We start from the raw sequence: 26532 nt of genomic DNA, 5'->3' as shown, positions 1-26532 counted from the left end.
TCTAAATGAAATATATAACGGTATTATTTCTTTCCGGATTTTAATTTCCAGAGAGTTTCTATAAAAACATCCACATCCTGGGTGGTGTTGTAAAAGGCCAAAGACGGCCTCACACAGGTTTCTACGCCCATGCGTCGCAAAATAGGCTGAGCGCAATGATGTCCGGTTCTCACGGCAACACCTTCTTTATTCAATGCCTGTCCTACTTCGTCATTCGTAAAACCCTGCAGGTTAAAAGAAAGTACACTCGCCTTATGAGCAGCCGTTCCTATCAATCGAACACCCGGAATTTGTTTCAGCAAATTAGTCGCATATTCTAATAAATAATGCTCGTATTGGCCAATAACTTCTATTCCTATTTTCGAAACATAATCAATCGCAGCTCCTAAACCAATAGCATCAGCAATATTTCCTGTTCCTGCTTCAAAACGATTCGGTGCTTTGTGGTATTTGATTTCCTCAAAAGTCACATCCTGAATCATATTTCCACCAGATTGATACGGCTGGGTTTCGTTCAGCAAATCTTCCTTGCCATACAAAGCGCCAATTCCCGTTGGTCCAAATAACTTATGACCTGAGAAAACCAACCAATCAGCATTCAGATACTGCACATCTACTTTCATGTGTGAAACAGATTGCGCACCATCCAACAAGACTTTGGCTCCCACAGCATGCGCCATTTCGACCATTTGCTTGGCTGGAGTTACCGTTCCTAAGGCATTCGAAACTTGTGTAAAAGCAACCAATTTTGTTTTCGAATTCAGGAGTTTTGCATATTCGTCTAACAAAATTTGTCCGCTATCGTCCACAGGAATGACTCTTAATTTCAGGCCTTTTTTATCAGCCAGACGTTTCCAGGGCACAATATTAGCGTGGTGTTCTAAATTACTCACCACAATCTCATCGCCGGCAACCAAATTCTGATCGCCCCAGCTTTGAGCCACTAAATTGATTCCTTCGGTCGCACCACGAACAAAAACAATTTCGTTTACTGATTTGGCATTCAGGAATACTTTCACTTTCTCACGAGCGGCTTCATAAGCATCCGAAGCTCTGGCTGCCAGTTCGTGTGCGGCACGGTGAATATTCGAGTTTTCGTGCTCATAAAAATAAGCAATACGATCAATTACCGATTGTGGTTTTTGAGTCGTCGCCGCATTGTCAAACCAGATTAAAGGCTTTCCATTTACGGTTTCTCTCAAAATAGGAAAATCTTTCTTTACCACATGTGCATTGAAATTAATTCCGCCAAAACCCTGAAATTCATGATGATTTACCGGAGCAACATTGGCTTTTTTAGAATCGAAACCAAAAGGATTTTCATTTAGAAAATAATACGAATTGGGCGTGTCAATAATGTTTGGAGTCGTTACCAAAGATGGAATTCCAAAACTCGTATTCAATGCTTCTAAAGCGTTTTTTAATTCGGCTTCAAAAGAAGTGTGTTCGAATTCGAATGGCAAATAATTCTGATTCAGCTGTATTGGCTGATGACTGCTGCTGTTATTCAGATTCACATCGTTAAAACCCGTTTGCGGACTTTCGATATTCACGTTGTTTCCATTTTGAATTCCTGATGGCGAAGCACCGTTTCCTGCAACTGGAGCCGAAGCAAATCCCTTATTTACATTAAAATCCAAATCGTTCAATTGTGAAATATTTTCGATAGCAGGATCAGAAAAAGCATTCGAATAACCTCCAAAAGCTGGCGATTTTCCGTACTGTTTCACCGATGGCGATGCACCAAAACCACCCAATGCAGGCGGTGTTTGTACTGAACTTACCGATGGAGCAAAACCAGCTTTTACCGGCAAAGTATCGTGATTATTGACAGGCAACACAGCATTGACTCCGCCTAAATTAGCTGCTCCCAGTAGGGTTTCAGCAATTTTGGTAGCGCGTGGGTGTTCACTTGCGTTAGGACTCAGTGAAATTTCTTTTGGAAACTCATTGGGCAACGCACTGAACAGCTCATTGGCTAACTTTTCTAAGTCGGCAATATTGGGTAATCCCGTAGGGGTATTAATATTTGTACTCATGGTAATTTCCTATTTCAACATCTTCTAATACAGCAATCGCATCATCAACAGTTACTGCTAATGAGCAATATAGCGATACCAAATAGGAAGCAATTGCTTTTTCATTTATTCCCATAAAACGAACAGATAGTCCCGGAGATTGTTCTCCTTGTAATCCCGGCTGAATCAACCCAATTACACCCTGACGGCTTTCCCCTGTACGCAATAAAATGATTTTAGATTTTCCGTCTTTAATTGGCAATTTATCAGATGGAATAAGCGGAATGCCTCTCCAAGTTAAAAATTGAGAACCAAATAAAGAAGTGGTTGGAGGCGGCACACCACGACGGGTACACTCACGTCCAAACGCTGCAATGGCTAATGGGTGCAACAAGAAAAATCCAGGTTCTTTCCAAACTTTAGTTAATAATTCGTCTAAATCATCCGGAGTTGGAGATCCTGTTCTTGTTTTTATAATTTGCGAAGGCGCTACACTGTTCAACAATCCGTATTCTTTGTTGTTGATTAATTCGCTTTCCTGACGCTCTTTGATCGTTTCGATTGCTAAACGTAATTGTTCTGAAATTTGGTTATACGGTTTGCTGTATAAATCAGAAACACGGGTATGTACATCAACAATGGTTTGAACCGCTGCCAGATTGTACTCTCTTGGATTATCAATGTAATCCACAAAAGTATTAGGCAAAGTACGCTCGTCACGTGCCGAACAATCTACCTCAATATGAGTTGCGTCTTTCACTTTATTTAAACGATACACTCCTGATTCTACCGGAACCCAGTGTAAAAGATGCGTAAGCCATCTTGGTGAAGTTGCCATTGTAGGCACTGAACGGGTTGCAATTGCTAACTGTCTTGCTGCTACGTCGCCTAATGCGGTTTGTTGTTTTTGTAATTCTGCCATCTTTAATTTTTTAAATTTTAAATTAATTTGTGTAAAAAACTTATTTGGTATTGTCTATTTTTAAACCCTACTAAATCTATAGACAAATGTATGTTAAAAATTATAAACACAAGCAAAATCGGTACATTTTTATTTTAAAAAAAGAGTTGAAAAGTTAAAATCTGTGCCCTTTCCAGTCTCAAAAAGAGAGTTTCCATCTTTAAAAAAATGTTTATAACCGACAACAAGATACGTAAACCATTAACTACAAATTGTTAAATTTTAAATTCATTTATCGTATGCCATTCATTATTCAATAATTGAAAATAAATTCATGGTTTATAATTATTTACATCAAAAATCAGGAGGTAAAACATGGGAATTATATAACATTATTAAAAAATTATACAACTTTTGAATAAGTGCCAATTCTAGTTTTACGCAAATTGAACCAAATAAATACAATCACCATGAAATCATTCTCTTTTAGAATAGTAACATTAGTAATTATTGGCACGCTTTTTTTAATAAGCTGTGAGCATTTATGTGCCGATGACGACGAAAATAATGCAGCTCTTATTCAAACTCCGGTTGCCCATCATTTTCCTGATTCACTTTCGATAAAAAATGATTAATTAACTCATTGTTAGCTCTATATTTCAAGTAGAAAAAATATAAAAAACAGTATTGGATTAGGTTTACTTGTAGTTGAAATTCAAAAAAATAATCCATGCCAGAAGGTCCTTCAATAGTGATTTTAAAAGAAACCGTACAGCAATTCACCGGACAAAAAGTGATTGCTGTATCCGGCAATAGTCCCATAGATATTAATCGTTTACAGAATCAAAAGGTAATTGCTTTTAAAAGTTGGGGAAAAAATTTTTTAATTTGTTTCGAAAATTTTACAATCAGAATTCATCTTTTATTATTTGGCAGTTATCTCATTAATGAAACAAAAGAAACCAGCCCGAGATTAAGCCTCAGTTTTACTAATGGCGAATTAAACTTCTATGGCTGTTCGATTAAATTTTTAGAAGGTAATGTAAATCAACATTATGACTGGAGTGCCGATGTGATGAATGACAGCTGGGATCCGAAACTGGCTAAGAAAAAGCTCAAAGCAATTCCTCAACAAATGATCTGTGATGCATTATTGGATCAGGATATTTTTTCGGGTGTTGGCAATATCATCAAAAACGAAGTACTCTATAAAATACAAGTCCATCCGGAATCCAGGACCGGAAAAATTCCTTCGGCTGTACTGAATAAAATAATCAACGAATGCTCCCGATACAGTTTTGATTTTTTAGAATGGAAAAAAAATAACGAATTAAAAAAGCACTGGCTGGCACATACTAAAAAAATCTGCTTAAGATGTAATTTGCCTTTAACTAAAAAACATACCGGAATTAAAAAGCGCCGAAGTTTCTTTTGTACCAATTGCCAAAAATTATATTGATGAAAACAAACTTATATATTGGCTGTTCCAGTTTTTACAATTCGTACTGGAAAAAAATATTTTATCCTGAAAATATTCCATCGGCTAAGTGGTTTGAATATTATTGCACTCATTTTAACACCTATGAAATGAATGGCACTTTCTATAAATTTCCCACACTGAAAGTAATGGAAAACTGGTATCAAAAAACACCTGATGATTTTTTACTTTCGGTTAAAGCGCCAAAAGAAATCACCCATCAAAGAAAATTTATTGATTGTGAAAATTTGCTAAAGGATTTCTACCATGTTTGTGATAATGGCCTGAAGGAAAAATTAGGAGCTATTTTGTTCCAGTTTCCGCCCAGTTACCATTACAGTAAAGAAAAACTGCTTTTTATCATTAATCAGCTAAATCCGGAATATGAAAATGTATTGGAATTTCGTCATGAAAGCTGGTGGATTCCTGAAGTATGGAACGAATTAGCTAAAAATAATATCAGTTTTTGCAGTGTGAGTCATCCGCAATTACCCGAGACTATTTTTACCAATTTTCCTGTTACTTATATCCGCTTTCACGGGCGTAATAAAATGTTTTATTCTAATTATTCTACAGCCGAATTGATGGAAGTATATACCATCATAGCCGAAAATAAAAAGAAAAAAACATTTATTTACTTTAATAATACCGCCAGTACGGCCGGTATTCTGAATGCTTTGGAAATGAAAAAATTGGCAGAATAACTAACCTCCCACCATTTCGCCACCATTTACATGAATAAATTGTCCGGTCACATAACTACTGTCTTCAGAAGCCAGATAAACATAAGCCGGAGCTACCTCTGATGGCTGTCCTGCTCTGCCCATAGGTGTATCCTGACCAAATTCGGCAACATGATCTTTATCGAAACTGGCAGGAATTAATGGTGTCCAGATAGGTCCGGGAGCAACCCCATTTACCCTAATTTTTCTGGCTGCCAATGTAACTGCAAGCGATCGGGTATAACTTACAATTGCACCTTTTGTACTGGCGTAATCTATTAAATGTTCACTGCCGCGATAAGCAGTTACTGAACTCGTATTAATAATCGAATCACCTTCTTTTAAGTGAGGCAAAGCAAATTTGGTTATATAGAAATAGGGATAAATGTTGGTCTCGAAAGTAGTGTGTAATTGCTTGACCGGAATTTCTTCCAATGTTTCAGCCGAAAATTGTACGGCAGCATTATTGACAATAATATTCAAACCATTAAATGCTTTGATAGTTTCCTTAATTACATTTTGACAAAATTTGACATCTTTAAGATCACCGCTAATAATGATGCACTCTTTCCCTTCGGCTTCTACGAGTTCCTTAGTTTTCTTGGCATCTTTATTTTCCTTTAAATAAACAATAACCACATTAGCTCCTTCACGGGCAAAATGCACCGCTACACTTCGGCCAATACCGCTGTCTCCACCGGTAATTAATGCTACTTTACCTTCGAGTTTTCCGCTTCCTTTATAATTGTCCCTGATAATTTCGGGCTCAGGATTCATCTTATATTCATGTCCGGGCAGGGTTTGTTCCTGCTTTGGAAATTTAGCTGTACTTTTCATGACTTCTATTTTAATGATTAAAAAATGATTTTCCTAAAAACAAAAAAACAGCTTAAAAAAGCTGTTTTCTTAATATATACGTGCTGTTACAGCTAACTCGATTTTGATATTTAGTAAGGAGATTATAAAACCGTTTTACTTTTCCTTTATTATTATATTTCAAATTTCGCAATCTTATCTCTGACTGAGTTATAGAATTTCCAACGAAAGTTTCATAATTTTTAGGTTTACATTTTTTAACATTTAAATGCTTCAATTACACAGCATCATATAAATCTTCGACCGATAAATAACGCTCTCCCGTATCGTAATTAAAGGTAAGAATGACTGCATTTTCAGGAATTTCGTTTATCTTTTTTGCAATACCCGAAAGAGCTGCTCCTGTAGAAATACCTGAAAAAATTCCTTCTTCACGGGTTAGTCTTTTCGAAAAAGCATAAGCATCTTCTTTCTCGACTGTAATTACTTCATCAATATAATCGCGATTAAAAACTTCAGGAACAAATCCCGCACCTATGCCCTGCAATGGATGTGGACCCGGTGCTCCTCCACTTAAAACAGGAGACAAAGCCGGTTCAACCGCATAGGTTTTTAAATTAGGAAAATGCTCTTTCAAAATTCTGGAAACTCCTGTAATATGTCCGCCAGTGCCAACACCAGTTATCAAATAATCAATTCCTTGCGGAAAATCACGAATAATTTCCTGAGCCGTGGTTCTTTCGTGAATTGTTACATTGGCAGGATTATTAAACTGAAAAGGTAAAAAAGAATTAGGCGTAGCTGCAGCCAATTCTTTTGCTTTTTCAACTGCACCCGAAGTTCCTTTTTCCCTTGGTGTCAAAACAAATTCGGCACCATAAGCGTTCATGATTTTCCTTCTTTCGACACTCATCGATTCGGGCATTACCAAAATAACTTTATACCCTTTTACAGCAGCAACCAATGAAAGCCCTATTCCGGTATTTCCTGAAGTAGGTTCAATAATCACCGAATCAGGATTTAAAAGTCCTTTATCCTCAGCGTCTTCAATCATTGCCAACGCAATCCTATCCTTGATACTTGCACCGGGATTAGCTCTTTCCAGTTTTATCCAAACCTGATGTTTTGGAAAAATGCTGTTTAATTTTATATGAGGCGTATTGCCTATGGTTTCTAAAATAGTATTGTATTTCATTTTTTTGTCCTTAGTTTTTAGTCCTTAGTGCTTAGTCGATGGTGTTTAATTCTTAATACTAAGTCATTATCTTTATTTCTTAGATTTTAGCTAAGGACTAGGCACTAAGGACTAAAATTTGATTATATCGAATAAAAAATAGGTTCCGGAAACGGATTGTTGTCCTTGACCCTGATTTCGTTTTTATGATAAACCACCGAATTTGAAGCGATTGAATGCGTAAGCCAGACACTTCCTCCAATAATAGAATCTCGTCCCACAATGGTATGCCCTCCCAGAATAGTACTGTTCGAATAAATAATTACATTGTCTTCAATTGTAGGATGTCTTTTTACGAAAGCTTCTTCTTTTTTCACACTCAAAGCTCCCAGAGTTACACCCTGATAAATTTGAACATTATTACCAATTACGACTGTTTCGCCTATTACAATTCCGGTACCGTGATCAATAGCAAAATCATTTCCTATTTGGGCGCCGGGATGAATTTCGATACTGGTTTTGATATGTGCGTATTCAGAGATTGTTCTTGCCAGTAATTTTAAATCCTGTTGCCAAATTTGGTGCGAAAACCGATAAACAGCAATGGCGAAAAATCCGGGATAAGTGTATAAAACTTCTTCCAGAGATTTTGCTGCCGGATCTTTTGCAAAAATGGTTTCGGCATCATTGAGGGCTTTTCGATACAAATTAGGTAAGGCTTCAAAAAACGTTTTCGTCTGTTGCGAGCGGTTTTCATTATGTAATGTAAAATCGATTACGAGCTCATCGAATTGTTTTTCTAATTCTTCAAATTTATTTTGAATGGTTAGCAAATCGCCATTGGATTTTGACGTATTGGAAAACAAAACCGCAAATAATTCATCAATAAAAAGATGGATTACTTTTTTTTTAGGCAAAATCATTAAGTTTTGATGCTGTTTAGCTATATCCTGATAAAAAGTATTCATATTAAAATTTTTAAATTACAAATAGTCTCATTTTCCAAATGATAAAAAGCGAATAAGGGTTTCTAAAAAATGATTTTTGAAAGTGTAAAAAGAGAAGTCAAAATAATTAACACTCCAACGGTTATCATCATCGTTTTGACAGGTAATCTCTTTGCGATATATGCTCCAAAAGGAGCTGCCAATGTACCTCCAAGTATCAGTCCTAAAATAATTTGCCAACTTTGAATACCTGTGAAGTAAATAAGAATACCTGCACTGAAATAGGTAATAAAAAATTCTGCTGTATTTACAGTACCTATCACTGTACTTGGCGTATGCCCTTCTTTTATTAAATTAGAAGTGACAATAGGTCCCCAGCCTCCACCTCCAACTGCATCCAAAAATCCTCCAAAAAGAGCATAAATAGGAGCTTTTTTTAAATTAGATTCTTTAAGAGTTTTTTTCTTAAAAGCTTTAGCAATAATAATTGCTCCCAAAACAATTAAATAGAGACTAACAAAAGGTTTTATGAAGTCTCCGTCAATAACAGAACCTAATAAATAAGCCCCAACAGAAGCACTTAACACCCCAGGAACTATTAATTTTAAAAATAATGCTTTGCTAAAATTACCAAACTTAATATGAGAAAGCCCAGACACACCTGTTGTAAAAACTTCAGCTGTATGTACTGCTGCAGAAGCTAATCTTGGAGAAAGCCCAAACCCCAGTAAAACAGAATTTGAAGTCACTCCATAAGCCATTCCTAAAGCGCCATCAACAATTTGTGCCAAAAACCCCGCTAATAAGAACCAAAAAAAAGTACTGTTGAATGTTAGATCTTCTACCGAAGCTTCAGGTAAATACTTTATTAGTACTACTGCTATTAACAACAATTTTAATGCTACAATTACAATTGAAATATGCCTTAATTTAATTTTGTCCATCTTTACTCTTTTTCTTTTTTTGTTTTTAATAATTTGATTTTCAACCTACATCAATTAGACCATTCTAATTTCACAATCAATTGGTTTAATTTTTCGATGCAAAACTACAAATTTACTTCTTAAACCCTATATAATTAGTAGTATTTATTTTTATAAGAATAACAAAACGCTAATAAATTAAAAAGACCAAGAATTTAATCCTGGTCTTTTAGAAGTTATTTCTAATAAAATTAATCTGCATCCTTAACACAACGAAATCCTAAATGACTACAGGCACTGGTAGTTTCTCCTTTACCCCGGCTTCCTGCAACATAGCGAATACAATATTCATCACTGCAAAGATAAGAACCGCCTCTTTGAACATGCTTTTCAACTCCCGGTTCTTCGGGATCATAACTTTCTAAAGGTCCTTTTGGATTATCAGCAACACTATTTTTATAATAATCATTTCGGTATAAATCACTACACCATTCCCATACATTTCCTTCCAGGTCATAAATTCCATAAGGATTTTTTGGAAATGATTTTACTGGAGCAGCTCCTGCAAAACCATCTTCGGCTGTGTTATTGTTTGGAAAAGATCCCTGAAAAATATTAGCTACCCATTTTCCATTGGGTTTTAATTCTGTTCCCCAATAATATTTAGTATGCTCTCTGCCTGCACGAGCTGCAAACTCCCACTCGGCTTCTGTTGGAAGTCGCTTTCCGGCCCATTCTGCATAAGCCCGAGCATCCAGATAACTAATTTGCACTACAGGATTATTTTCTAAGCCTACAATACTACTTTCAGGTCCGGAAGGATGCCTCCAGTCTGCACCCGGTACATATTTCCACCATTGCTGAATGTCTCCTAACTCAACTTTTTCTGTTGGTGGAGAAAACACTGCAGAACCCGGTACTAAGTTTTCAACGGGAACACCTGGATAATCCTTTGGATCTAATGGCCTTTCGGCGATAGTAACATAATTGGTCGCTTTTACAAAAGCTTCAAATTGCGCATTGGTAACTTCATGTTCATCAATCCAATATCCTTTTACACTCACTTTATGAACAGGCTGTGCATCAGGATAATCAGTAGTTCCCATATTAAATTCACCTCCGGCAACCCAAACCATTCCATTAGTTGACGCTGTTATTTTTTCGGTATTTTTATTAGCAACAGATTGTAACAACAAAGCTTTCTTTGAAGTATTTGCTTTACACATTGCTTCACAAGTAGGTGTCATCGCTACAGCTTTATTTTCCTGAGCAAATGTTGGATACAATCCACTAAAAATAACTCCAATTATTAAACTATACATTTTCATACTAATCTATTTTTTGCTGTACGCTTAACGAACAAAACTAATCTCTAAAATATTCAACACCACAAAAATAAAGTAAAAGGGACAACAAAAGCAGCCCCTTTTACTAATTAACACAAACTAACCAAAACCAACTCTTCATCTCAGTTTAATTTACTGAGTCATATTTTTATTTTTTTGCAGCTGCACCTGGGATTAATTCGTTTCCTGGTCTAATTTTGCTATACTCTACAACACCTGTTTTATTGGCCCAATCAAAATATTTAGCCGCAAGATTATTCACTACTGCTGCATTTTGCTGTGCTACATTATTTGTTTCTCCTCTGTCTGATTCTAAATCGTACAATTCCCATTGGTAGGACGGATAGATCGAAACCAACTTCCATTTCCCTTCTCTAACAGCTCTGTTTCCTGCTCTTTCCCAGAATATTGGAGCACCACGATTCACTTCAGAAGCACCGTCGAATAAGACTGGTAATAAACTTTTTCCTGGTAATGGATTTGATGTTACTCCATTTAATTCTTTTGGATATTGAATTCCTGCCAATTCGTAAAAAGTAGGAGCTAAATCAATAAGATGTCCCGTTCCTTTATCAATTCTACCTGCTTTAATCTTAGACGGATACCAGGCAATAAATGGAGAACTAAAACCACCTTCGTGCATGTTGTTTTTATAATCCTGTAATGGCGTATTCGACAAATAGGCCCAGTTTTGTTCCTGATAATCGAATGAACCTGAAGTTCCAATTGGTCCATCATTCTTAACCAAACCTCTTCTTAAAGGGTTGTAAGTATTAAAACCGCCTTGAGCTCCATTATCAGAAATGAAAACAATCAGGGTATTTTTATCTTTTTTCAAAGCTTTCAGTTTATCTAAAACTTTCCCAACGTTTTGATCCATGTTGTCTACCATGGCTGCGTAAACTTCCATTTTAGCTTTCCAGAATTGCTTTTCGTCATAAGTTAATTTATTCCAATCCGGAACTTCAGGATCTCTTGGAGCAATGGTTTGGTTTGGTAATATAATACCGTTTTCTTTTAATTTTTGAATTCGTTTCTCTCTTAAAACATCCCAGCCTTCGTCAAACTTCCCTCTGTATTTAGCAATATCAACTGGTTTTGCCTGTAACGGCCAGTGAGGCGCTGTAAAAGCTAAGTATAAAAAGAAAGGTTTGTTTTCTTTGTTTTGTTCGTCCAAGAACTGAACTGCATTGTTACCAATTTCATCTGTAAAATAATACGAATCTGCTTTTGGGTGTAACTCTTCGTTATTACGGATTAAAGCTACCGGATAAGGAGATTTACCAAAAGGCAGTCCATCTGTATTAAAATAATTGGCAGCTCCTTTTAAGATTCCGTAAAACTTATCGAATCCTCTCTGATTAGGCCATTGTGATTTATCCTCAGAACCCACATGCCATTTTCCAGACAACAAAGTACTATATCCTCCTGAACGAAATACTTCTCCTAAAGTTAAAGACTCTTTGTTCAAATAACCCTGATAAGCCGGTAATCCCAAATTGACATCAAAATAACCCACTCCTGCTTTATGCTGGTATTGCCCTGTTAGCAAAGAAGCTCTGGTAGGTGCACAAATAGAATTGTTGTAAAATTCACGTAAACGCGTTCCTTCTTTTGCTAATCGATCCAGATTAGGTGTTTTTATCTCTGAACCATAATTTCCTAAATCAGAATATCCCATATCGTCCACCATGATTAAGATAACGTTTGGCTTTGAAGTCGTGGTTTGCGCCTGTGTAAACAAACCAAATACCAATAACAGATTTAGGGTAATAAATGTTTTTTTCATTGTATTTAAATTTTAAATAGTTGTTTTATTGTAATTTCCAGGCTGGAACCTGATCCAAATTCGGGTTTAAATCCAATTCTCTTTGCGGAATTGGGAAATGAACATGTTTAGGCTGTGCATTTGTTTTTCCGGCAGCTTTTAATCTGGCTACAAAATAATCCGGACCTCTTCGAGCCAGATCAAACCAGCGTTGGTATTCGTAAACCAATTCTTTTCTTCTTTCGTTAAAAACAATTTCTCTAAAATCGTCTTTGCTTAATGCTGGAGAAATATTTGAAAGTAACGGAATGTGGGCTCTTTTTCTCACGCGATCAATCGCTTCATAAGCTAATGCTGATGGTCCGTTTTGATATTCATTGGCTGCTTCGGCATAGATTAACAATACTTCTGCAAATCGAATAATCGGTGTGTTTTTTGAAGATTGTCCCGGCGAAGCTGGTGTAGCCAAATCAAAATATTTATAAAAATGTGGAATTGTAGTATATGTTTTTCCATCCGTTGGACTAACATATTTAATTCCAAAAGTGACATATTTACGCGCATCATCTTCTGCAAAAGATTCAAAAAGTCCGCCTGCTGTATGCAAAGCATCCGCCTGATCTCCAGCAATTCCTGGAACTGTGTTAGGTGCTGAAGTTGAGGCTAACATATTTCCATTCCAGTTAGATAGTCCTTTAAACTGGGCTGAGTAAATATGTTCCTTACCATTTTTAGTAGCTACATTAAATACATCTTCAAAATTTTCAAATAAGTCGTAAACCTTACTATCAATAACTTCCTTACTTTTTTCAGCTGCCAGTTGCCATTTCTTTTGGGTCAAATACACTTTCGACAAAATACTTTTGGCCGAACCAGATGTTGGTCTTCCATTAATTTGTTGCTTTACAGGTAATGCTTCGGCATCTAATAAGTCTTTTTCAATTTGAGCATACACTTCGGCTTCAGGCGTATTAGAAACATTCAAAGCTTCGGCAGTTAAAGTTGTTGTTTCGTGTAACACTAACGGCACATCTCCAAACCATCTCACAATATTGAAATACAAAACCGCTCTTAAAAACTTGGCTTCGCTCACCAAATCTTTATCTTTTTGCGAACTTAAAGCTGGATTATTCGAAATATTATCAATCGCAACATTGGCTCTGTTGATTCCATCATAACTTTGACGCCATAATTCTAACATACGGTCATTTGAAGCATCATGTGTTAAATTAGACAAAGCTCTAACATGTGCATTTCGGGCACGTGGTCCTGCTTCATAATCATCGGTAGCCATTTCTGTCGAAATCTGTATCAAACGATTGTACAAAGTATGCGTTCCGCTGTTCATGGCGTTATGAATAGCAATTACAGCTGCCTCAGCGTCTTCTGTCGTTTTATAAAAATTGTTTGCTGCGATAAATGCTTTTGGATCTTCGTCCAAAGAATTACAAGCACTGATTGTAAAAAGAATCAGTAAACTTAATATGCTTATTTTTTTCATGATGTTTCTTTTAGAATGTTACACTTAAACCAGCTGAAATACTTTTAGCTGTTGGATAAATTCCTGTATCAGTTCCCGGAGAAATAGAACTTCCATTAGTTACTTCGGGATCAAATCCGCTGTAGTTAGTCAATGTGATGAGGTTCTCTCCTACCAATCTTAATTTTACCGAAGTCAATTTGAATTTCTCGATTAGTGTTTTAGGCACATTATAACTTAATGTGATGTTTTTGAATCGAACAAATGAACCATCTTCTACAAATCGGTTAGAAAATACCGGCGCCGGATCTAATTTAGCACGGGGTGTTGTTGTACTAGGATTTGCTGGTGTCCAGGCATCTAAAGCTGATGTTGAAGCATTTTGCTGTCCGTTGAACAATTCTAAAGCCTGTGAGTTTCCATTTAAAATGTCATTTCCAACTGATCCTTGCACAATAACTGCTAATTCAAAATTTCTAAAATTGAAATTATTTGAGAATCCAAATGTAAAATCAGGTTGTGCATTACCAATAGTGGTTCTGTCGGCAGCAGTTGTAAACGCACCGTCACCATTGATATCCTTATACAAACGATCACCCGCTTTTGGCGTTGCATTTCCTGTGAAAGCACCTTTAGTAGCAATATCTGCTGTTTGTAAAATACCGTCAGTCACTGCTCCATAGAACGAACCTAACGGATCTCCTACTTTCAAAATATAGTTTCCAAAAGTGTAAAACTCTGCATCGCTTCCTAAAGCCAGTACTTTATTTTTATTGAAGGCAATATTAAAATTAGAAGTCCAGGCAAAATCTCCGTTGCTTAAAGACGTATTAATTCCTAACTCAATTCCCTGATTTTGTACTGATCCAAAGTTTTGTAAAGAAGAAGTAAATCCGCTGGTGTATGGAATTTGAACATCTAACAATAAATTCTTAGTCGTTTTGCGATACGCATCCAGCGTAAGAAACACTTTATTATTAAAAATTCCTAGATCGATTCCTGCATCAAACTGATTGGTCAATTCCCATCCTAAATCGTCATTTGCAATACGTGTTGGAGTAAATCCTGTGTAAATTTGGTCTCCAAAAAGATATTTCACACTACTTAGTGTAGATAACGATTGGTATTCTCCAATTTCCTGATTTCCAGTCGATCCGTAACTTGTTCTCAATTTAAAACTATTGATTACATTAGACAACGGACTAAAAAAGTTTTCTCTGTCAATTTGCCAGGCCGCTGCTACTGATGGGAAATAACCCCATTTATTATTTTTCCCAAATCGGGAAGAACCATCGGCTCTAATACTTGCTGTCAAATAATATTTGGAATCATAATTATAATTCACACGGGACAAATAAGAATTTAAAGCCCATTTACTTTCTCCTGAAGTAGGAATTAATGCTAAGTTTCCGCTTTGCAAACTATTGTCAGATGTAATATCATTCACAAATTGTTGCGATCCTGTGGTAACAAAATCTCTGGTCGAACTTTGTTGTGTATATCCTGCTAAAACATTTAAACTATGTACATCATTAAAAACTTTAGTGTAGGTCAACGTATTCTCGTTCAGCCAGGTTTTGTTGTTACTGTTTCCTATTTTTGCTTCACCATTAGTAATCAAACCTTCGTAAATTGTAGAAGGAATATAGGTTGTTTCTTTGTTCGCAATCAAATCAGCTCCAAAAGAAACTTTTAAAACTAAGTTTTCCAATAAATCATATTCGCCAAAAACAGTTCCCAGAGTTCTTGTATTTATCGCTCTGTTTTTACGTTCGTTTAAAGTAGCAATTGGGTTAGAAAATATATTTTCGAAAGGATTTCTCAATGTATAACTTCCATCTGCTTCATAAATAGTAGCTGTAGGCGGCATGCTTAATAAAGCCGTTACTAATCCTGATGGCGCTACTTTTGATTTAGTTTCGGCTATCGAAAGGTTTACACCAAATCTTGATTTATCACTTAATTTTGAATCTAAATTAATTCGGCCACTCAAGCGTTCGAAACCTGTATTTTTTATAATTCCTTCCTGATTGAAATAGTTACCGGAAATAGCATATTTAGTTTGATTATTTCCTCCTGTAATACTCAATTGATGGTTTTGCGTTTGTGCAGTTCTAAATGCTTCATCCTGCCAGTCAACTCCTTTTCCTAATTGAGCAATTTGTGCTTCAGATAAATATTGATTCGGACCTAATGACGGATTGGTATCAAACAAAGCCGCATTTCTAAGTCTTGAAAAACCAGCAGCATCTAAAACGGATACTTTTTTACGAACTTCCTGTTGACCAATTGAATAATCGTAATTCACAGCCATGATATTCGATTTTCCTTTTTTAGTAGTCACAATTACTACTCCGTTTGCTCCTCTGGAACCATAAATAGCAGTTGAAGAAGCATCTTTTAAAACGGTAATCGACTCAATATCGGCAGGATTGATTGATGATAGCGGATTAGTTGCACTTCCGCTTAAAACTCCCGATGTAACATCCGAATTATAAATTGGAAAACCGTCAATAACATAAAGTGGCTCGTTTCCTCCTTGTATCGAACTTCCTCCACGAACTCTAATACTTAATCCTGAACCAGGCTGACCTGAAGTCTGTGTGACATTCACCCCGGCAACTGAACCCTGAAGTGCGCTCTCTAAACTACGCTGAGTAGATCGTAATGCTTGTTTAGAAACTGTTTCGGCTGCTCCTGTGTAATCTTTTTTAGAAGTGGTTCCGTAACCAATAACCACTACTTCATTCAATTCCTTTACATCTTCTTTTAATGTAATTTGTATGAACTTATCGTTAACAATTTGTTCTTTGTTAACATAACCTATAGAAGTGACAACTAATATATAAGGATATTTTTGTCCGGTTTGAAAACTAAATTTTCCGTCTAAATCAGTAATAACACTATGGGTGATTCCTTTAATTTGAACGTTAACCCCGGGAATAGGTTGTTTTGTAATTTCATCTATAACTACACCGTCTAGTGTAGAATTAATCATAGGTTTAGTACTTTGTGCATTAATTCCTAGCGAAATAAGAAAAATACTTAACCATAAAAGTATATTTAATTTTTTTTTCATTACTTTGTTGCAGTTTAAATAATTTAAGGATTGTGAAGGCTGAGTAATCAACTTTCATTTTCCTTTGAGATGAACAATTCTTTTTTAAGCCTGCCATTTCTGTTGCCGCAGAAATGGCTTTTTTTATTTACAACACATTCGTTTTTTCATTTTGTTTTTTATTATTACTATTTCGTTTTGTATATCTAAATCAATTTGATTGTTTTTCCTACCTCAACTGCTTTTTAAGTCTTTATTATTTTGAACGTTATTTCTATTTCTTAAAAACCTACTAATTCTACCAATTTGGTAGGACAAAAGTAATTTAAAATTGTAAATTACCAAACCCCAGTTTCTTTTTTTTAGAAACAAAATCAAAACATCCAAACAAAAAAAATTTAAAAACCATAGAAATCAACAACTTAAAACCTAATTATTCTTTTGAAATATTAGAATATTTTATTAAAAAAGAATAAAAATCGTAACATAAAAAAAGGGATTTCGTATTGATTAATACGAAATCCCTTAAGGATAAAATCTAATTCGCGATAAGATTCTACATTATTATTTTTGTGCTAAAGCCAAATCGACATCTTTTTTTAAGTCATTTAAACCTTCTTTTTTGAATACTATTTTACCATTTTGATAAAGGATTAAAGTGGGAAAAACATGTATCGATTTTAAATCGGCGATCACTTGCGGGTTTTCTTCCAGATCAATTTCTACAATTTTTAAATTGCTTCCATGCTCTGTTCTTATAGTTTCTAAAATTGGTTTTACTTTTTTACAAGCACCACAATATTTAGAGCCAATATCTACTAAAACCGCATCGTTATCAGCAATCACTTTTTTATATTCTTCTAATGTCAATTTACTTTTCGAATTTACATAAAATGGCTTTCCGCTTCCTATCCAGTTTGCAATTCCGCCTTGTAAACTATAAGCTTCTTTAAAACCTTTTTTCAATAAATCATTGGCTAACCAAACACTTCTTCCTGCTCCTATCGAATAGATAAAAACCGGTTTTGATTTGTCTAAAGCTGCAATACGCTGAGCATAATCTTTGGATTCCAAATTAAAATTGACTGCTCCATTGATATGATTCAAAGCAAATTCTTCGGGACCACGGGCATCAATTATTTGCGGTTGTTTTTCGTTTTGAATTTTAGAATAAAAAACGTCTAATGAAACGGTATTTGAACTTTTATCCTGAGCAAAACCAATAATTGAAAAAAGTACAATTATTGCAATTTGGATATTCTCTATTATTTTTTTCATATTCTTTTAAGATTGAGCTGGTTCATAAATATTTGTATTGACCGGAATTGGAGCTACTTCTTTTTTCTCCGAAATTGGTTTGGCAAGAACGCCGTCGGCTAGTGGACTTCCTTCAATTTTAGATTTGAATATTGGCCAAAGAAACTGTGCATACCATTCTTCACTTTTGTATGATTTGGTTCCGTAGGATGTTGGAAATTTACGAGTGATTAAAGCGGTTCCAAAAAACACATCCCACAGGAAAAACATATTTCCAAAATTACCTTTAAAGTGACCTACACCATCGCCACTTGTATCAGCATGATGTGCATGATGCGTAGCCGGAGTAGAAATTACACGCTCTAAAACCCAGGCAACAGGATGTAATACTTTGTATTTGTAAAATGGTTTATCCCAGGCAATGCTCGAATGCGCTCCTAAAACAATGAAACTTTTAATAACCAAAACAAATAAAGCCGGAAGTCCTAATCCTAAATAAGTCAAGGTAGCAGTCAAATAAATTTGAGAAAACAAAATCGTATAAATAAAATTTTGTCTTGAAGCCATTGCCATTCCCATATAAGGAGCAGAATGATGTGTTCTATGAAAACGCCATAAAAAAGGTACCTGATGATGCAAACGATGGTACCAATATTGGGTTAAATCATCAGCAATTGCTATCAGGAAAAAGCCTCCCCAGAATGGAACCCATGAAAATGTATTGGCCAAATTAGGAATTAAATAAGGTAAAGCTGTTAAACTAAAAAAAGCAATTACTGGCGGTAAAATTAATTTTGGAGCCAGAAAACAAATAATATCTACTTTGCGTTCGCGTCCTGTCCATTGTTCATCATACAAACCCGCTGTGAATTCGGCAATTCCTAAAATAATCGTTAGTGCAATAAAGCCCCAGCTTCTGAGATTTGCAAATACAGGTTGTACAAATTCTAAAAATGGTGGAAGTGTAAGATGCGATTCACTAACAATACCATTATTTAGTTTAAAATAAAGGTAAATTGCCACTACCGGCAAACTGTAAATTAAAAGGCTAATACCTAAGTCTCGGGTTAATTTTGCTTTATCTAATGCCATGATTTCTTAGTTTAAAAAGTGATTGATTAATGTTAAACCTCCAGCCAAAATGACTAATGGTACTAAAAACACGATTATCCCTACGATAATCTTTTTTCCTATTGTTTGATAATCTATTAGTTTCATATTACTTGTTTTTATTTATTGGCTTTATATAACAGTTCGGTTGCTGATTTTCCTTGAGTTTCCTGGGTTTGATGTATTTTTCTTTGATAAACATCTGACCAGTCAATTAATGGATACAGGTTATTCTTTGTAGCCTGTTCATCAAATAGTTTTTTAAGCTCGGCTAACTTTTCCGGATATTTCTTAGCCAAATCTTTTCTTTCATTGAAATCTTCGTTGATATTGTACAATTCCCAAACATCTTTATCAAAATCAGCATTTAGAAGATTTGCTTTTGTTTTGTCATTCAATGCTTCTTTGGCTTCAATTGAATTAGGATGATGTGCCGCTGCTGCTTTCCATCCATCTTTATAAATTGCTCTGGCTCCAAAAATGTAATAGTGCTGTACTTTGTGCAATGAAGCCACTTTTGCATCATTCAATGAATTGTAAAATGATGATCCCTGAATGGTATCTTGTTTAATTTCTCTAATCGCTTCTGGTGCTTTAACTCCTAAAATGTCTAAGGTTGTTGGCAAAATATCAATTACGTGGCTGTACTGATTTCTAATTCCGCCTTTTTCTTTAATTCCTTTTGGATAATGAACAATTAATGGATTGTGCGTTCCGCCTTCAGTATTGGCATCCTGCTTCCAGGATTTAAACGGTGTATTTGTCGCCTGTGCCCAGCCTAATGGATAATTCACATAAGTTTCCGGTTTACCAATTTCGTTAATTTGCTTTAAATTTCTTTGGAAAACCTGTTCGTCAGTTTCCCCGGCAACATAAGTTTGTCTGGTAATTGTTCCTTCTAATGTTCCTTCTTTACTCGCTCCATTATCACCTATTAAAACAAAAACTAAAGTATTATCTAGTTGATTTGTCTCTTTTAAATGATTGACTAATCTTCCTATTTCATAATCCGTATAAGTTAAATATCCGGCATAGACTTCCATGAATTTGGCATATACTTTCTTTTGGTCCGGAGTTAGTTTTTTCCAGTCGGCAATAAGCGAATTACGTTCCGGCAAAGCGGCATTAGCAGGAACAACTCCTAACTTCTTTTGGTTAGCCAATGTTTTTTCGCGGTAAGCGTCCCAACCATCATCAAATTTTCCTTTGTAAGCATCGCTCCATTTTGCCTCAACCTGATGTGGTGCATGCACTGCTGCAGGAGAATAATACAGGAAGAATGGTTTTCCCGGAGCTGCTTTTTGTTGTTTTTGAAGATAACTAATAGCTTTATCTGTAATTTGTTCACTAAGATGTCTTCCATCAGGAGTCACATGAACCTGATCTTCTACTAAATCCGGTTTGTACTGATCAGTTGCCGAACCTAAGAATCCAAAGAAATGATCAAATCCTTTTCCTGTAGGCCATCGGTCAAAAGGACCTGCATCGGTAGCATCTTCATCGGGAGTTACCCCATATTTACCTACAGCAAAAGTATTATAACCTTTGTCACGTAAAATTTCGGCAATAGTTCCATTTTTTGAAGGTATTCTTCCATCCCAGCCCGGAAATCCTGCTGACATGATAGTATGCGAAAATCCTCCAACATGCACTTTATGCGAATTACTTCCTGTTAACAAAGCGGCACGTGTTGGCGCACAAATGGCTGTGGTGTGAAAATTAGTATATCGCAATCCGTTATTAGCTAAACTTTCTAAAACAGGTGTTTGTATTAATCCTCCAAAAGCACTCGAAGCTCCGTAGCCCACATCGTCCAGAATAATCCAAACCACGTTAGGGGCTCCAGCAGGAGCTTTTACCGGCTCAGGCCAATATTCTTTAGATCCGGCTAATGTTTTACCTATTACGCCTTTGAAATTAGCATCGGCTTTATTTTGGGCTAAACCCAATTGAGCTACAAGTAAAGCAGTAATCAAAAAACCTTTTTGCGGACTTTTTACAATACTATTGTATTTAACTTTTTTCATTATTATCACTTTAAATTAATATATTATTCTATATAAATAGTATAATTTTAAAATATACTCGATTAATCGATTCGACTAAAAAACTAGGTCTTTAGTTATTTTGTTTTCTTTGACTTTTTAAAATGCTTTTTAAAAAACTGAATGATAGAAAAAATGCCCATTAAAATAGACAAGGGTACTAAATAAATAACTGCCAATGCTAATTTCATTTCTTTCTGTGATTTAGTTTTTGATTTTCCTAAAAACAATCGTTTCAACTTTTTACTTTAAAAGCTTCCATTGACAGTCTTTTCAAATCTCATTCAATGGAAGCTGTGATCTTTCATTAATAACCATCATTTTGAGGCAACCCAATTGGGTCAATATTGCGTTCACTTTGAGGAATTGGAAACAAATTATTACGCTCTGAAACGGAATTTTTAGCTGTTACTTTTTTCACTTCAGAAACTAAAGTTCCCCAACGTACCAAATCAAACCAGCGCTGTCCTTCCTGAACAAATTCTTTTTTACGTTCTTCGCGAATAGCTTCTCTTAATTGAACTTGCGTACGTCCTACTAAATCTACTGTAACATCCGGAGTGGAGATAGGTTTAGCAAAAGCTCTTCTTCTAATTTGATTTACCAGTTCATGTGCTTCCAGAGTCGCTCCGTCACTTTCGTTAATAGCTTCGGCAAGTGACAATAAAACATCAGCATAACGAATTATTGGAAAATTAACTCCGGTATTACCTCTTGCATTTAGATTTGAAAAATCAATGTATTTTTTAAAAAGCGGTTTAGGAAAAGTATACAAAGTTCCTGTTGCCGGATTAAATAATTGTTTCATATAAGAAGCATCTCTTCTGGTATCTCCCGCTGCATAAATATCATAAAACAAAGCTACATCCGAAATAATATCAGCTGGTTCAGTAGCTGTAAATCCTGTGAAAGAGGTTGCTGGAAAATTATTTCCGCTAGCACCATTTCCTGCCTGATTAGGTTCAAACTGAGCCGAAAAAATATGTTCTTTTCCGTTTTCTTTTGTTCTTTCGAATGCATCTGCAAAATTTTCAAAAAGTGCATATCCATAACCTCCGTTAATTACTTCTCTTGCTTTAAGTATGGTATTTGGCCAGTCTTTTCTAGTCAAATACACCTTTACCAAAATAGATTTTGCAGCACCTGAAGTAGCTCGTCCCAAATCGGCACTTCCATAAGTAGCGGGTAAACTTTCGGCATCTGTTAAATCTTTGATAATTTGGGTATATACCTCATCTACAGTTGCTCTTCTTGATTTTAGGCTTTCTACAGCAATAGAGGTTGGTTCATGTAAAACAATTGGAACTCCACCCCAAAGACGCACTGCCTGAAAATACAATAATCCTCTAATAAATTTAGCTTCATTAATCAGTCTGGTTTTGATTACTTCATTTCCTGAAACCTTTGGAATATTATCAATCGCTACATTCGCTCTGTTAATTCCTGCATAAATTTGGCGCCAGGCCACCTGAACACGATCTGAAGTTGCATCGTGAGTCAAACTGCTCAAAGCTCGCACTTGCGGGTTAGTTGCAGAAACTCCAGCAGCTGCATAATCTGAAGCCATATCGGTTAAGAAATAAAGATTTCTTCCAAATAAAGTTTGCTCTCCCGGATCTAAAGTCAAAGAAGCATAAACAGCAGTCACACTGGCTACAGCATCATCCTGAGTTTTAAACAAATTTTCTGTTGTTGTAAATGAGGTTGGAGTTACCTCCAGCTCTGTGCACGATACAAACAAAGCTGCACTTAGTATAAATACTATAAATATTTTTTTCATCTTTTTATTTTTTATTCACTTAGAAAGTGACATTGATACCCGTCAGGAATGTTTTTGAATTTGGATAAGATCCAATGTCAATTCCGGGATATAAATTATTTTGTTCAAAAGTGCTCACCTCAGGATCAAATCCTGTGTATTTAGTCCAGGTGAATAAGTTCTCAGCAGATACATACACTTTGATGTTCTTAGTTCCTATTTTTGAGGCGATACCTTTAGGAAGTGTATATCCTAAAGTGATTGTTTTTAATCTCAGGAAAGAAGCATCTTCAACATAACGTTCTGTAACGATTCCTAATGGTGAACTTGTTGCTCTTGGGATTTCATTGCTTGGATTAGCAGGAGTCCATCGGTCTAATAATGCTGTTGAAGCATTTGTTCCTAATGTAGAAATCTCTAATTGTTGTTTTAAAGCATTGAATATTTTACCTCCATACGATCCCTGGAAAGAAAAATTCAAATCAAAATCATGATACACCACAGTGTTACTAAAACTTGCTACAAATTTTGGCTGTGAAGTCCCTAAACTTACTTTATCAGTAGCGGTAATCACTCCGTCACCATTAGTATCAACATATCTTCTGTCACCAACTTTAGTATTGGCTAAACTGTTAATTTTAGGTTGTGTATTTACTTCTTCCTGTGTTTGGAAAATCCCATCTGATTTGTATCCCCAGAAAGTTCCCAGCGGCAATCCTACTTTTACCGTTACAGGCTGTTGTTGTAATAAAGTACTATTAGGAACTATTGGAAAAAATTGATCAATTCCATTTCCTATTTCAGTTACTTTATTTTTGTTAGCAGAAAAAACGATGTTAGAATTCCATGAGAAACCATCTGTTTTAATATTTTCGGTATTTAACCCAATTTCGATTCCTTTATTTTCTACTCCACCAATATTTTGAAGAACAGATGCATAACCTGAAATTAATGGCACAGGCACACTAATCAATAAGTCACTTGTTTTTTTGTAATAAGCATCAAAAACTAGATTAACTCTTCTGTCCAGAAATGATACATCTAAACCGGCATTGTACTGCGTTGTTTTTTCCCATTTCAAGTCGGGATTTGCTAAACGAGTTGGCGCTAATCCTGTTTGAATAGTACCTCCAAAACTATAATTAACAGAACCTATTGAAGAAAGTGCTAAATAATTACCAATCTCCTGATTTCCTGTAGTTCCGGCACTTAATCTCAATTTAATATCATCTACACCTTTAAGATTTTTAGCAAAATCTTCATCAATAATATTCCATGAAAAACCTGCTGACGGGAAATAACCCCAAAGTGATTTTGAACCAAATCTTGAAGAACCATCGGCACGAGCTGATAAGGTTAAATTATACTTTCCTTTGTAAGAGTAATTCACCCTAGCCAACCAGGATTTCAATACACTTTCGAAAGCATCACTGTATGGTTTTACAGGCACACCATCTTGTAAAGCATTAAACTCATTATTGTCATTTACAAAAGTGTTGGCTCCTGCATTAACCACTTCTCCTTGAGTGTATTGTAAAGTGTAACCTCCTAAGGCAGAAAATTTATGATTGTCACCAAAACGGGTATTGTAATTAATTGTATTTTCATTCAATACCGAACTTACTAATCGATTTCCAACAGAAGCAAATCCTTTTGTTGCTGCACCAGCTTCGGTTGTTGCCGGAGCATAATAATTCTGTTTGGTATTTATAACATCACCGCTCACCGCTACTTTAGCCGTTAAATCTTTATTGAATTTATATTCTCCAAACAAACTCGCCAGAATTCGGTCAATTTTAGTTTCATTAACTGTATTTTCCAAATCATTAATTGGATTAGGAATAATATTATTCACCGCCGTAGCATAAGGATTATTGCTTAAATTATAACTTCCGTCAGCATTGTAAATAGGAACGACCGGAGGTTGATAAATAAGCGTTGTTAATGCATTTGGATTTCTGTTGCTGGTGGCAGTTCTGTTAGCCAAACCATTCGAAATAGAATTACTGTAATTCGTATTCACACCAAATTTAAAATTTTCAGAATAGTTTCTTTCGAAGTTAGCACGAAGCGAAATACGTCTGAAATCTGTTCCCAATACAATTCCTTCCTGATCAAAAAATCCTGCCGAAACCGCATATCTGGAACGCTCATCTCCACCTGAAAATGACAATTGGTGATTTTGAACCGGAGCCGTTCTAAAAGCCGCCGATTGCCAGTCATAACCTCCCGAAGTTTTCAATTCTTCTATTTGAGCCGCAGAAAAAGAAGGTGCCTGACCGATACTCGCCTGAACATCATTACGCAAACTAGCCCATTCGCTGGCATTTAATAAGTCTAACTTTTTTGTTATTTTTTGGAAACCAACATAACCCTGATACGAAATATTATCCTGTCCTTTGGTTCCTTTTTTAGTCGTAATAATAATTACTCCATTGGCACCTCGCGAACCGTAAATTGCTGTTGCCGATGCGTCTTTTAAAACTTCGATTGACTCAATATCTCCCGGGCTAATAGTCGAAAGCACATTCACAGATGCTCCGGCATTAGCCACTCCGGCGCTAGCATTACTGTTATCATTATAGATTAATATACCATCTACAACATATAATGGTTCGTTTCCTGCTGTAATCGAACTTCCTCCTCTAATACGAACACTTGACGAAGCACCCGGACTTCCAGAACTTTGAGTAACCACTACACCTGAAACAGCTCCTCTCAATAAGTTATCAGCTGAAGCAGTAACTCTACTTAAATTTTCTTTTGGAACTGAAACTACCGAACCTGTAATGTCTTTTTTACTCTGTTTTCCGTAGCCTACCACTACTAACTCACCCAATTCCTGCACATCAGGTTTTAATTCTACAAGAACCGGACTTCCGTCAACATATACTTCTTTTTTCTTGTAACCTATGTAACTTATAATAATGGTGTAGGGAAATTTTTGACCAGTCTGGAAATAAAATTTTCCATCTATATCTGTCACCACTCCGTGTGTAATTCCTTTTATACTTACCGAAGCGCCAATGATAGGCTCGTTTGTCACCTCATCAACTACCCTTCCGTTTAATTTTGACTGAATGAGTAGTTTATTATCTTGGGCATTAATACTTAGTGATAGCAGTAAAATAAATAACCACGAGTTTATATTTAATATTTTTTTCATTAGTTTATTTTAGTTTAAATAATTAAGGATTATAGAATGTTAAAACCAACTTTCTATTCCTTTTAGATAAGAACAATTCTTTTTTAAGTATGCCGTTTCTGTTGCCGCAGAAATGGCTCTTATCACTAACAGCACATTTGTTTTTTCATTTTTTTTCTTTTTTATTGTTATTTAACTTTTGCCCATAGGAATAACATCCCTAAATGGAAAACAGTATTCTAATTATGATTGTTTTGAAATTCTAAATTGAAGATTTTTAACAGCAACAACACATTTGACATGAGGTGCCAAATGAAAATAATTCTTGCATATTCAAAAATGAGATGTATTTGATAGTCTTCAATTTTTTAGTTTTTCTGAATTAAATTCTACTAATTTTATAGAACAAATGTATATTTAAAATATTAATTAACAAAAAATTTAAGCATTTTTTTGAAAACAAAAAACAAAATAATGATTATCAGTAGTTTATAAAATTAAAAATTAAGAAAAAGTTTGTTAATAATACTTTTAAATAGGTTAATTATCAGCTTAAATTCGTTAAATCACAACTATTTTTAGTCTG

The 26532-nt window shown here is 35.4% G+C and carries 18 protein-coding genes; 3 read left to right on the top strand and 15 right to left on the bottom strand.

Annotated features, from left to right (window positions below; all coding sequences use genetic code 11):
- Positions 1-23: 23 nt before the first annotated feature.
- Positions 24-2039: a family 2A encapsulin nanocompartment cargo protein cysteine desulfurase gene (locus FEM21_RS05485; RefSeq protein WP_035658713.1), complete on the bottom strand. Its 2016-nt coding sequence runs from the start codon at positions 2037-2039 to the stop codon at positions 24-26.
- Positions 2023-2940: a family 2A encapsulin nanocompartment shell protein gene (locus FEM21_RS05480; protein WP_035658712.1), complete on the bottom strand. Its 918-nt coding sequence runs from the start codon at positions 2938-2940 to the stop codon at positions 2023-2025. Before FEM21_RS05480 ends, FEM21_RS05485 begins: the two co-directional genes overlap by 17 nt.
- A gap of 449 nt (positions 2941-3389) precedes the next feature.
- Between FEM21_RS05480 and FEM21_RS16540 the strand changes: the two genes are divergently transcribed.
- From FEM21_RS16540 to FEM21_RS05470, 3 genes are all read left to right on the top strand, one after another.
- Positions 3390-3554, top strand: a complete 165-nt coding sequence (locus FEM21_RS16540) for a hypothetical protein (RefSeq protein ID WP_160171306.1) — start codon at positions 3390-3392, stop codon at positions 3552-3554.
- Between the two features lie 95 nt (positions 3555-3649).
- A complete protein-coding gene (locus FEM21_RS05475) occupies positions 3650-4378 on the top strand; it encodes a DNA-formamidopyrimidine glycosylase family protein (RefSeq protein ID WP_035658711.1) in 729 nt (242 codons plus the stop codon).
- Positions 4378-5100 (top strand): DUF72 domain-containing protein, encoded by a 723-nt coding sequence (locus tag FEM21_RS05470; RefSeq protein ID WP_035658710.1) that lies wholly within the window; start codon positions 4378-4380, stop codon positions 5098-5100. Before FEM21_RS05475 ends, FEM21_RS05470 begins: the two co-directional genes overlap by 1 nt.
- On the opposite strand, the gene FEM21_RS05465 is transcribed toward FEM21_RS05470, so the two are convergent.
- The 13 genes from FEM21_RS05465 to FEM21_RS05405 all read right to left on the bottom strand — a co-directional run bounded on the left by FEM21_RS05465 (position 5101) and on the right by FEM21_RS05405 (position 25967).
- Positions 5101-5955, bottom strand: a complete 855-nt coding sequence (locus FEM21_RS05465; RefSeq protein WP_035658708.1) for an SDR family oxidoreductase — start codon at positions 5953-5955, stop codon at positions 5101-5103.
- A 256-nt stretch (positions 5956-6211) separates the two neighbouring features.
- A complete protein-coding gene (gene cysK, locus FEM21_RS05460) occupies positions 6212-7129 on the bottom strand; it encodes a cysteine synthase A (RefSeq protein WP_035658706.1) in 918 nt (305 codons plus the stop codon).
- Between the two features lie 122 nt (positions 7130-7251).
- Positions 7252-8076, bottom strand: a complete 825-nt coding sequence (locus FEM21_RS05455; protein ID WP_035658704.1) for a serine O-acetyltransferase — start codon at positions 8074-8076, stop codon at positions 7252-7254.
- Positions 8077-8138: 62 nt separating this feature from the next.
- Positions 8139-8999, bottom strand: a complete 861-nt coding sequence (locus tag FEM21_RS05450) for a sulfite exporter TauE/SafE family protein (RefSeq protein WP_035658703.1) — start codon at positions 8997-8999, stop codon at positions 8139-8141.
- A 230-nt stretch (positions 9000-9229) separates the two neighbouring features.
- Complete coding sequence (locus tag FEM21_RS05445; protein ID WP_201448272.1) at positions 9230-10306, bottom strand: formylglycine-generating enzyme family protein; 1077 nt, start codon at positions 10304-10306, stop codon at positions 9230-9232.
- A 166-nt stretch (positions 10307-10472) separates the two neighbouring features.
- Positions 10473-12113, bottom strand: a complete 1641-nt coding sequence (locus FEM21_RS05440) for an arylsulfatase (protein WP_035658702.1) — start codon at positions 12111-12113, stop codon at positions 10473-10475.
- A gap of 25 nt (positions 12114-12138) precedes the next feature.
- Positions 12139-13593: a RagB/SusD family nutrient uptake outer membrane protein gene (locus FEM21_RS05435; RefSeq protein ID WP_035658700.1), complete on the bottom strand. Its 1455-nt coding sequence runs from the start codon at positions 13591-13593 to the stop codon at positions 12139-12141.
- Between the two features lie 10 nt (positions 13594-13603).
- The gene (locus tag FEM21_RS05430; RefSeq protein WP_035658698.1) at positions 13604-16651 is read right to left on the bottom strand and encodes a SusC/RagA family TonB-linked outer membrane protein; all 3048 of its coding nucleotides are present in this window, start codon (positions 16649-16651) and stop codon (positions 13604-13606) included.
- Between the two features lie 543 nt (positions 16652-17194).
- Positions 17195-17908 carry a thioredoxin domain-containing protein gene (locus FEM21_RS05425; RefSeq protein WP_035658697.1) on the bottom strand — a complete coding sequence of 238 codons (714 nt, stop codon included), beginning with the start codon at positions 17906-17908 and terminating at the stop codon, positions 17195-17197.
- Between the two features lie 6 nt (positions 17909-17914).
- A complete protein-coding gene (locus FEM21_RS05420; protein ID WP_035658695.1) occupies positions 17915-18979 on the bottom strand; it encodes a sterol desaturase family protein in 1065 nt (354 codons plus the stop codon).
- 137 nt (positions 18980-19116) lie between these two features.
- Positions 19117-21024 carry an arylsulfatase gene (locus FEM21_RS05415; protein ID WP_035658694.1) on the bottom strand — a complete coding sequence of 636 codons (1908 nt, stop codon included), beginning with the start codon at positions 21022-21024 and terminating at the stop codon, positions 19117-19119.
- Between the two features lie 325 nt (positions 21025-21349).
- Positions 21350-22822, bottom strand: coding sequence for a RagB/SusD family nutrient uptake outer membrane protein (locus FEM21_RS05410; RefSeq protein ID WP_035658692.1), 1473 nt, complete (start codon positions 22820-22822; stop codon positions 21350-21352).
- 19 nt (positions 22823-22841) lie between these two features.
- Entirely contained in the window at positions 22842-25967 is a 3126-nt protein-coding gene (locus FEM21_RS05405; protein WP_035658690.1) for a SusC/RagA family TonB-linked outer membrane protein, read from the bottom strand.
- Between the last annotated feature and the right edge of the window lie 565 nt (positions 25968-26532).

It is taken from the genome of Flavobacterium seoulense, from assembly GCF_000695795.1.
Classification (GTDB): Bacteria; Bacteroidota; Bacteroidia; order Flavobacteriales; family Flavobacteriaceae; genus Flavobacterium; species Flavobacterium seoulense.
This window is presented reverse-complemented; position numbering and strand designations above follow the sequence as displayed.

What these genes read in the sequence shown, in the direction of transcription:
- FEM21_RS05485 (WP_035658713.1), bottom strand. Translation starts at nt 2,039, where the DNA reads ATGAGTACAAATATTAATACCCCTACGGGATTACCCAATATTGCCGAC.
- FEM21_RS05480 (WP_035658712.1), bottom strand. Translation starts at nt 2,940, where the DNA reads ATGGCAGAATTACAAAAACAACAAACCGCATTAGGCGACGTAGCAGCA.
- FEM21_RS16540 (WP_160171306.1), top strand. Translation starts at nt 3,390, where the DNA reads ATGAAATCATTCTCTTTTAGAATAGTAACATTAGTAATTATTGGCACG.
- FEM21_RS05475 (WP_035658711.1), top strand. Translation starts at nt 3,650, where the DNA reads ATGCCAGAAGGTCCTTCAATAGTGATTTTAAAAGAAACCGTACAGCAA.
- FEM21_RS05470 (WP_035658710.1), top strand. Translation starts at nt 4,378, where the DNA reads ATGAAAACAAACTTATATATTGGCTGTTCCAGTTTTTACAATTCGTAC.
- FEM21_RS05465 (WP_035658708.1), bottom strand. Translation starts at nt 5,955, where the DNA reads ATGAAAAGTACAGCTAAATTTCCAAAGCAGGAACAAACCCTGCCCGGA.
- cysK (WP_035658706.1), bottom strand. Translation starts at nt 7,129, where the DNA reads ATGAAATACAATACTATTTTAGAAACCATAGGCAATACGCCTCATATA.
- FEM21_RS05455 (WP_035658704.1), bottom strand. Translation starts at nt 8,076, where the DNA reads ATGAATACTTTTTATCAGGATATAGCTAAACAGCATCAAAACTTAATG.
- FEM21_RS05450 (WP_035658703.1), bottom strand. Translation starts at nt 8,999, where the DNA reads ATGGACAAAATTAAATTAAGGCATATTTCAATTGTAATTGTAGCATTA.
- FEM21_RS05445 (WP_201448272.1), bottom strand. Translation starts at nt 10,306, where the DNA reads ATGAAAATGTATAGTTTAATAATTGGAGTTATTTTTAGTGGATTGTAT.
- FEM21_RS05440 (WP_035658702.1), bottom strand. Translation starts at nt 12,113, where the DNA reads ATGAAAAAAACATTTATTACCCTAAATCTGTTATTGGTATTTGGTTTG.
- FEM21_RS05435 (WP_035658700.1), bottom strand. Translation starts at nt 13,593, where the DNA reads ATGAAAAAAATAAGCATATTAAGTTTACTGATTCTTTTTACAATCAGT.
- FEM21_RS05430 (WP_035658698.1), bottom strand. Translation starts at nt 16,651, where the DNA reads ATGAAAAAAAAATTAAATATACTTTTATGGTTAAGTATTTTTCTTATT.
- FEM21_RS05425 (WP_035658697.1), bottom strand. Translation starts at nt 17,908, where the DNA reads ATGAAAAAAATAATAGAGAATATCCAAATTGCAATAATTGTACTTTTT.
- FEM21_RS05420 (WP_035658695.1), bottom strand. Translation starts at nt 18,979, where the DNA reads ATGGCATTAGATAAAGCAAAATTAACCCGAGACTTAGGTATTAGCCTT.
- FEM21_RS05415 (WP_035658694.1), bottom strand. Translation starts at nt 21,024, where the DNA reads ATGAAAAAAGTTAAATACAATAGTATTGTAAAAAGTCCGCAAAAAGGT.
- FEM21_RS05410 (WP_035658692.1), bottom strand. Translation starts at nt 22,822, where the DNA reads ATGAAAAAAATATTTATAGTATTTATACTAAGTGCAGCTTTGTTTGTA.
- FEM21_RS05405 (WP_035658690.1), bottom strand. Translation starts at nt 25,967, where the DNA reads ATGAAAAAAATATTAAATATAAACTCGTGGTTATTTATTTTACTGCTA.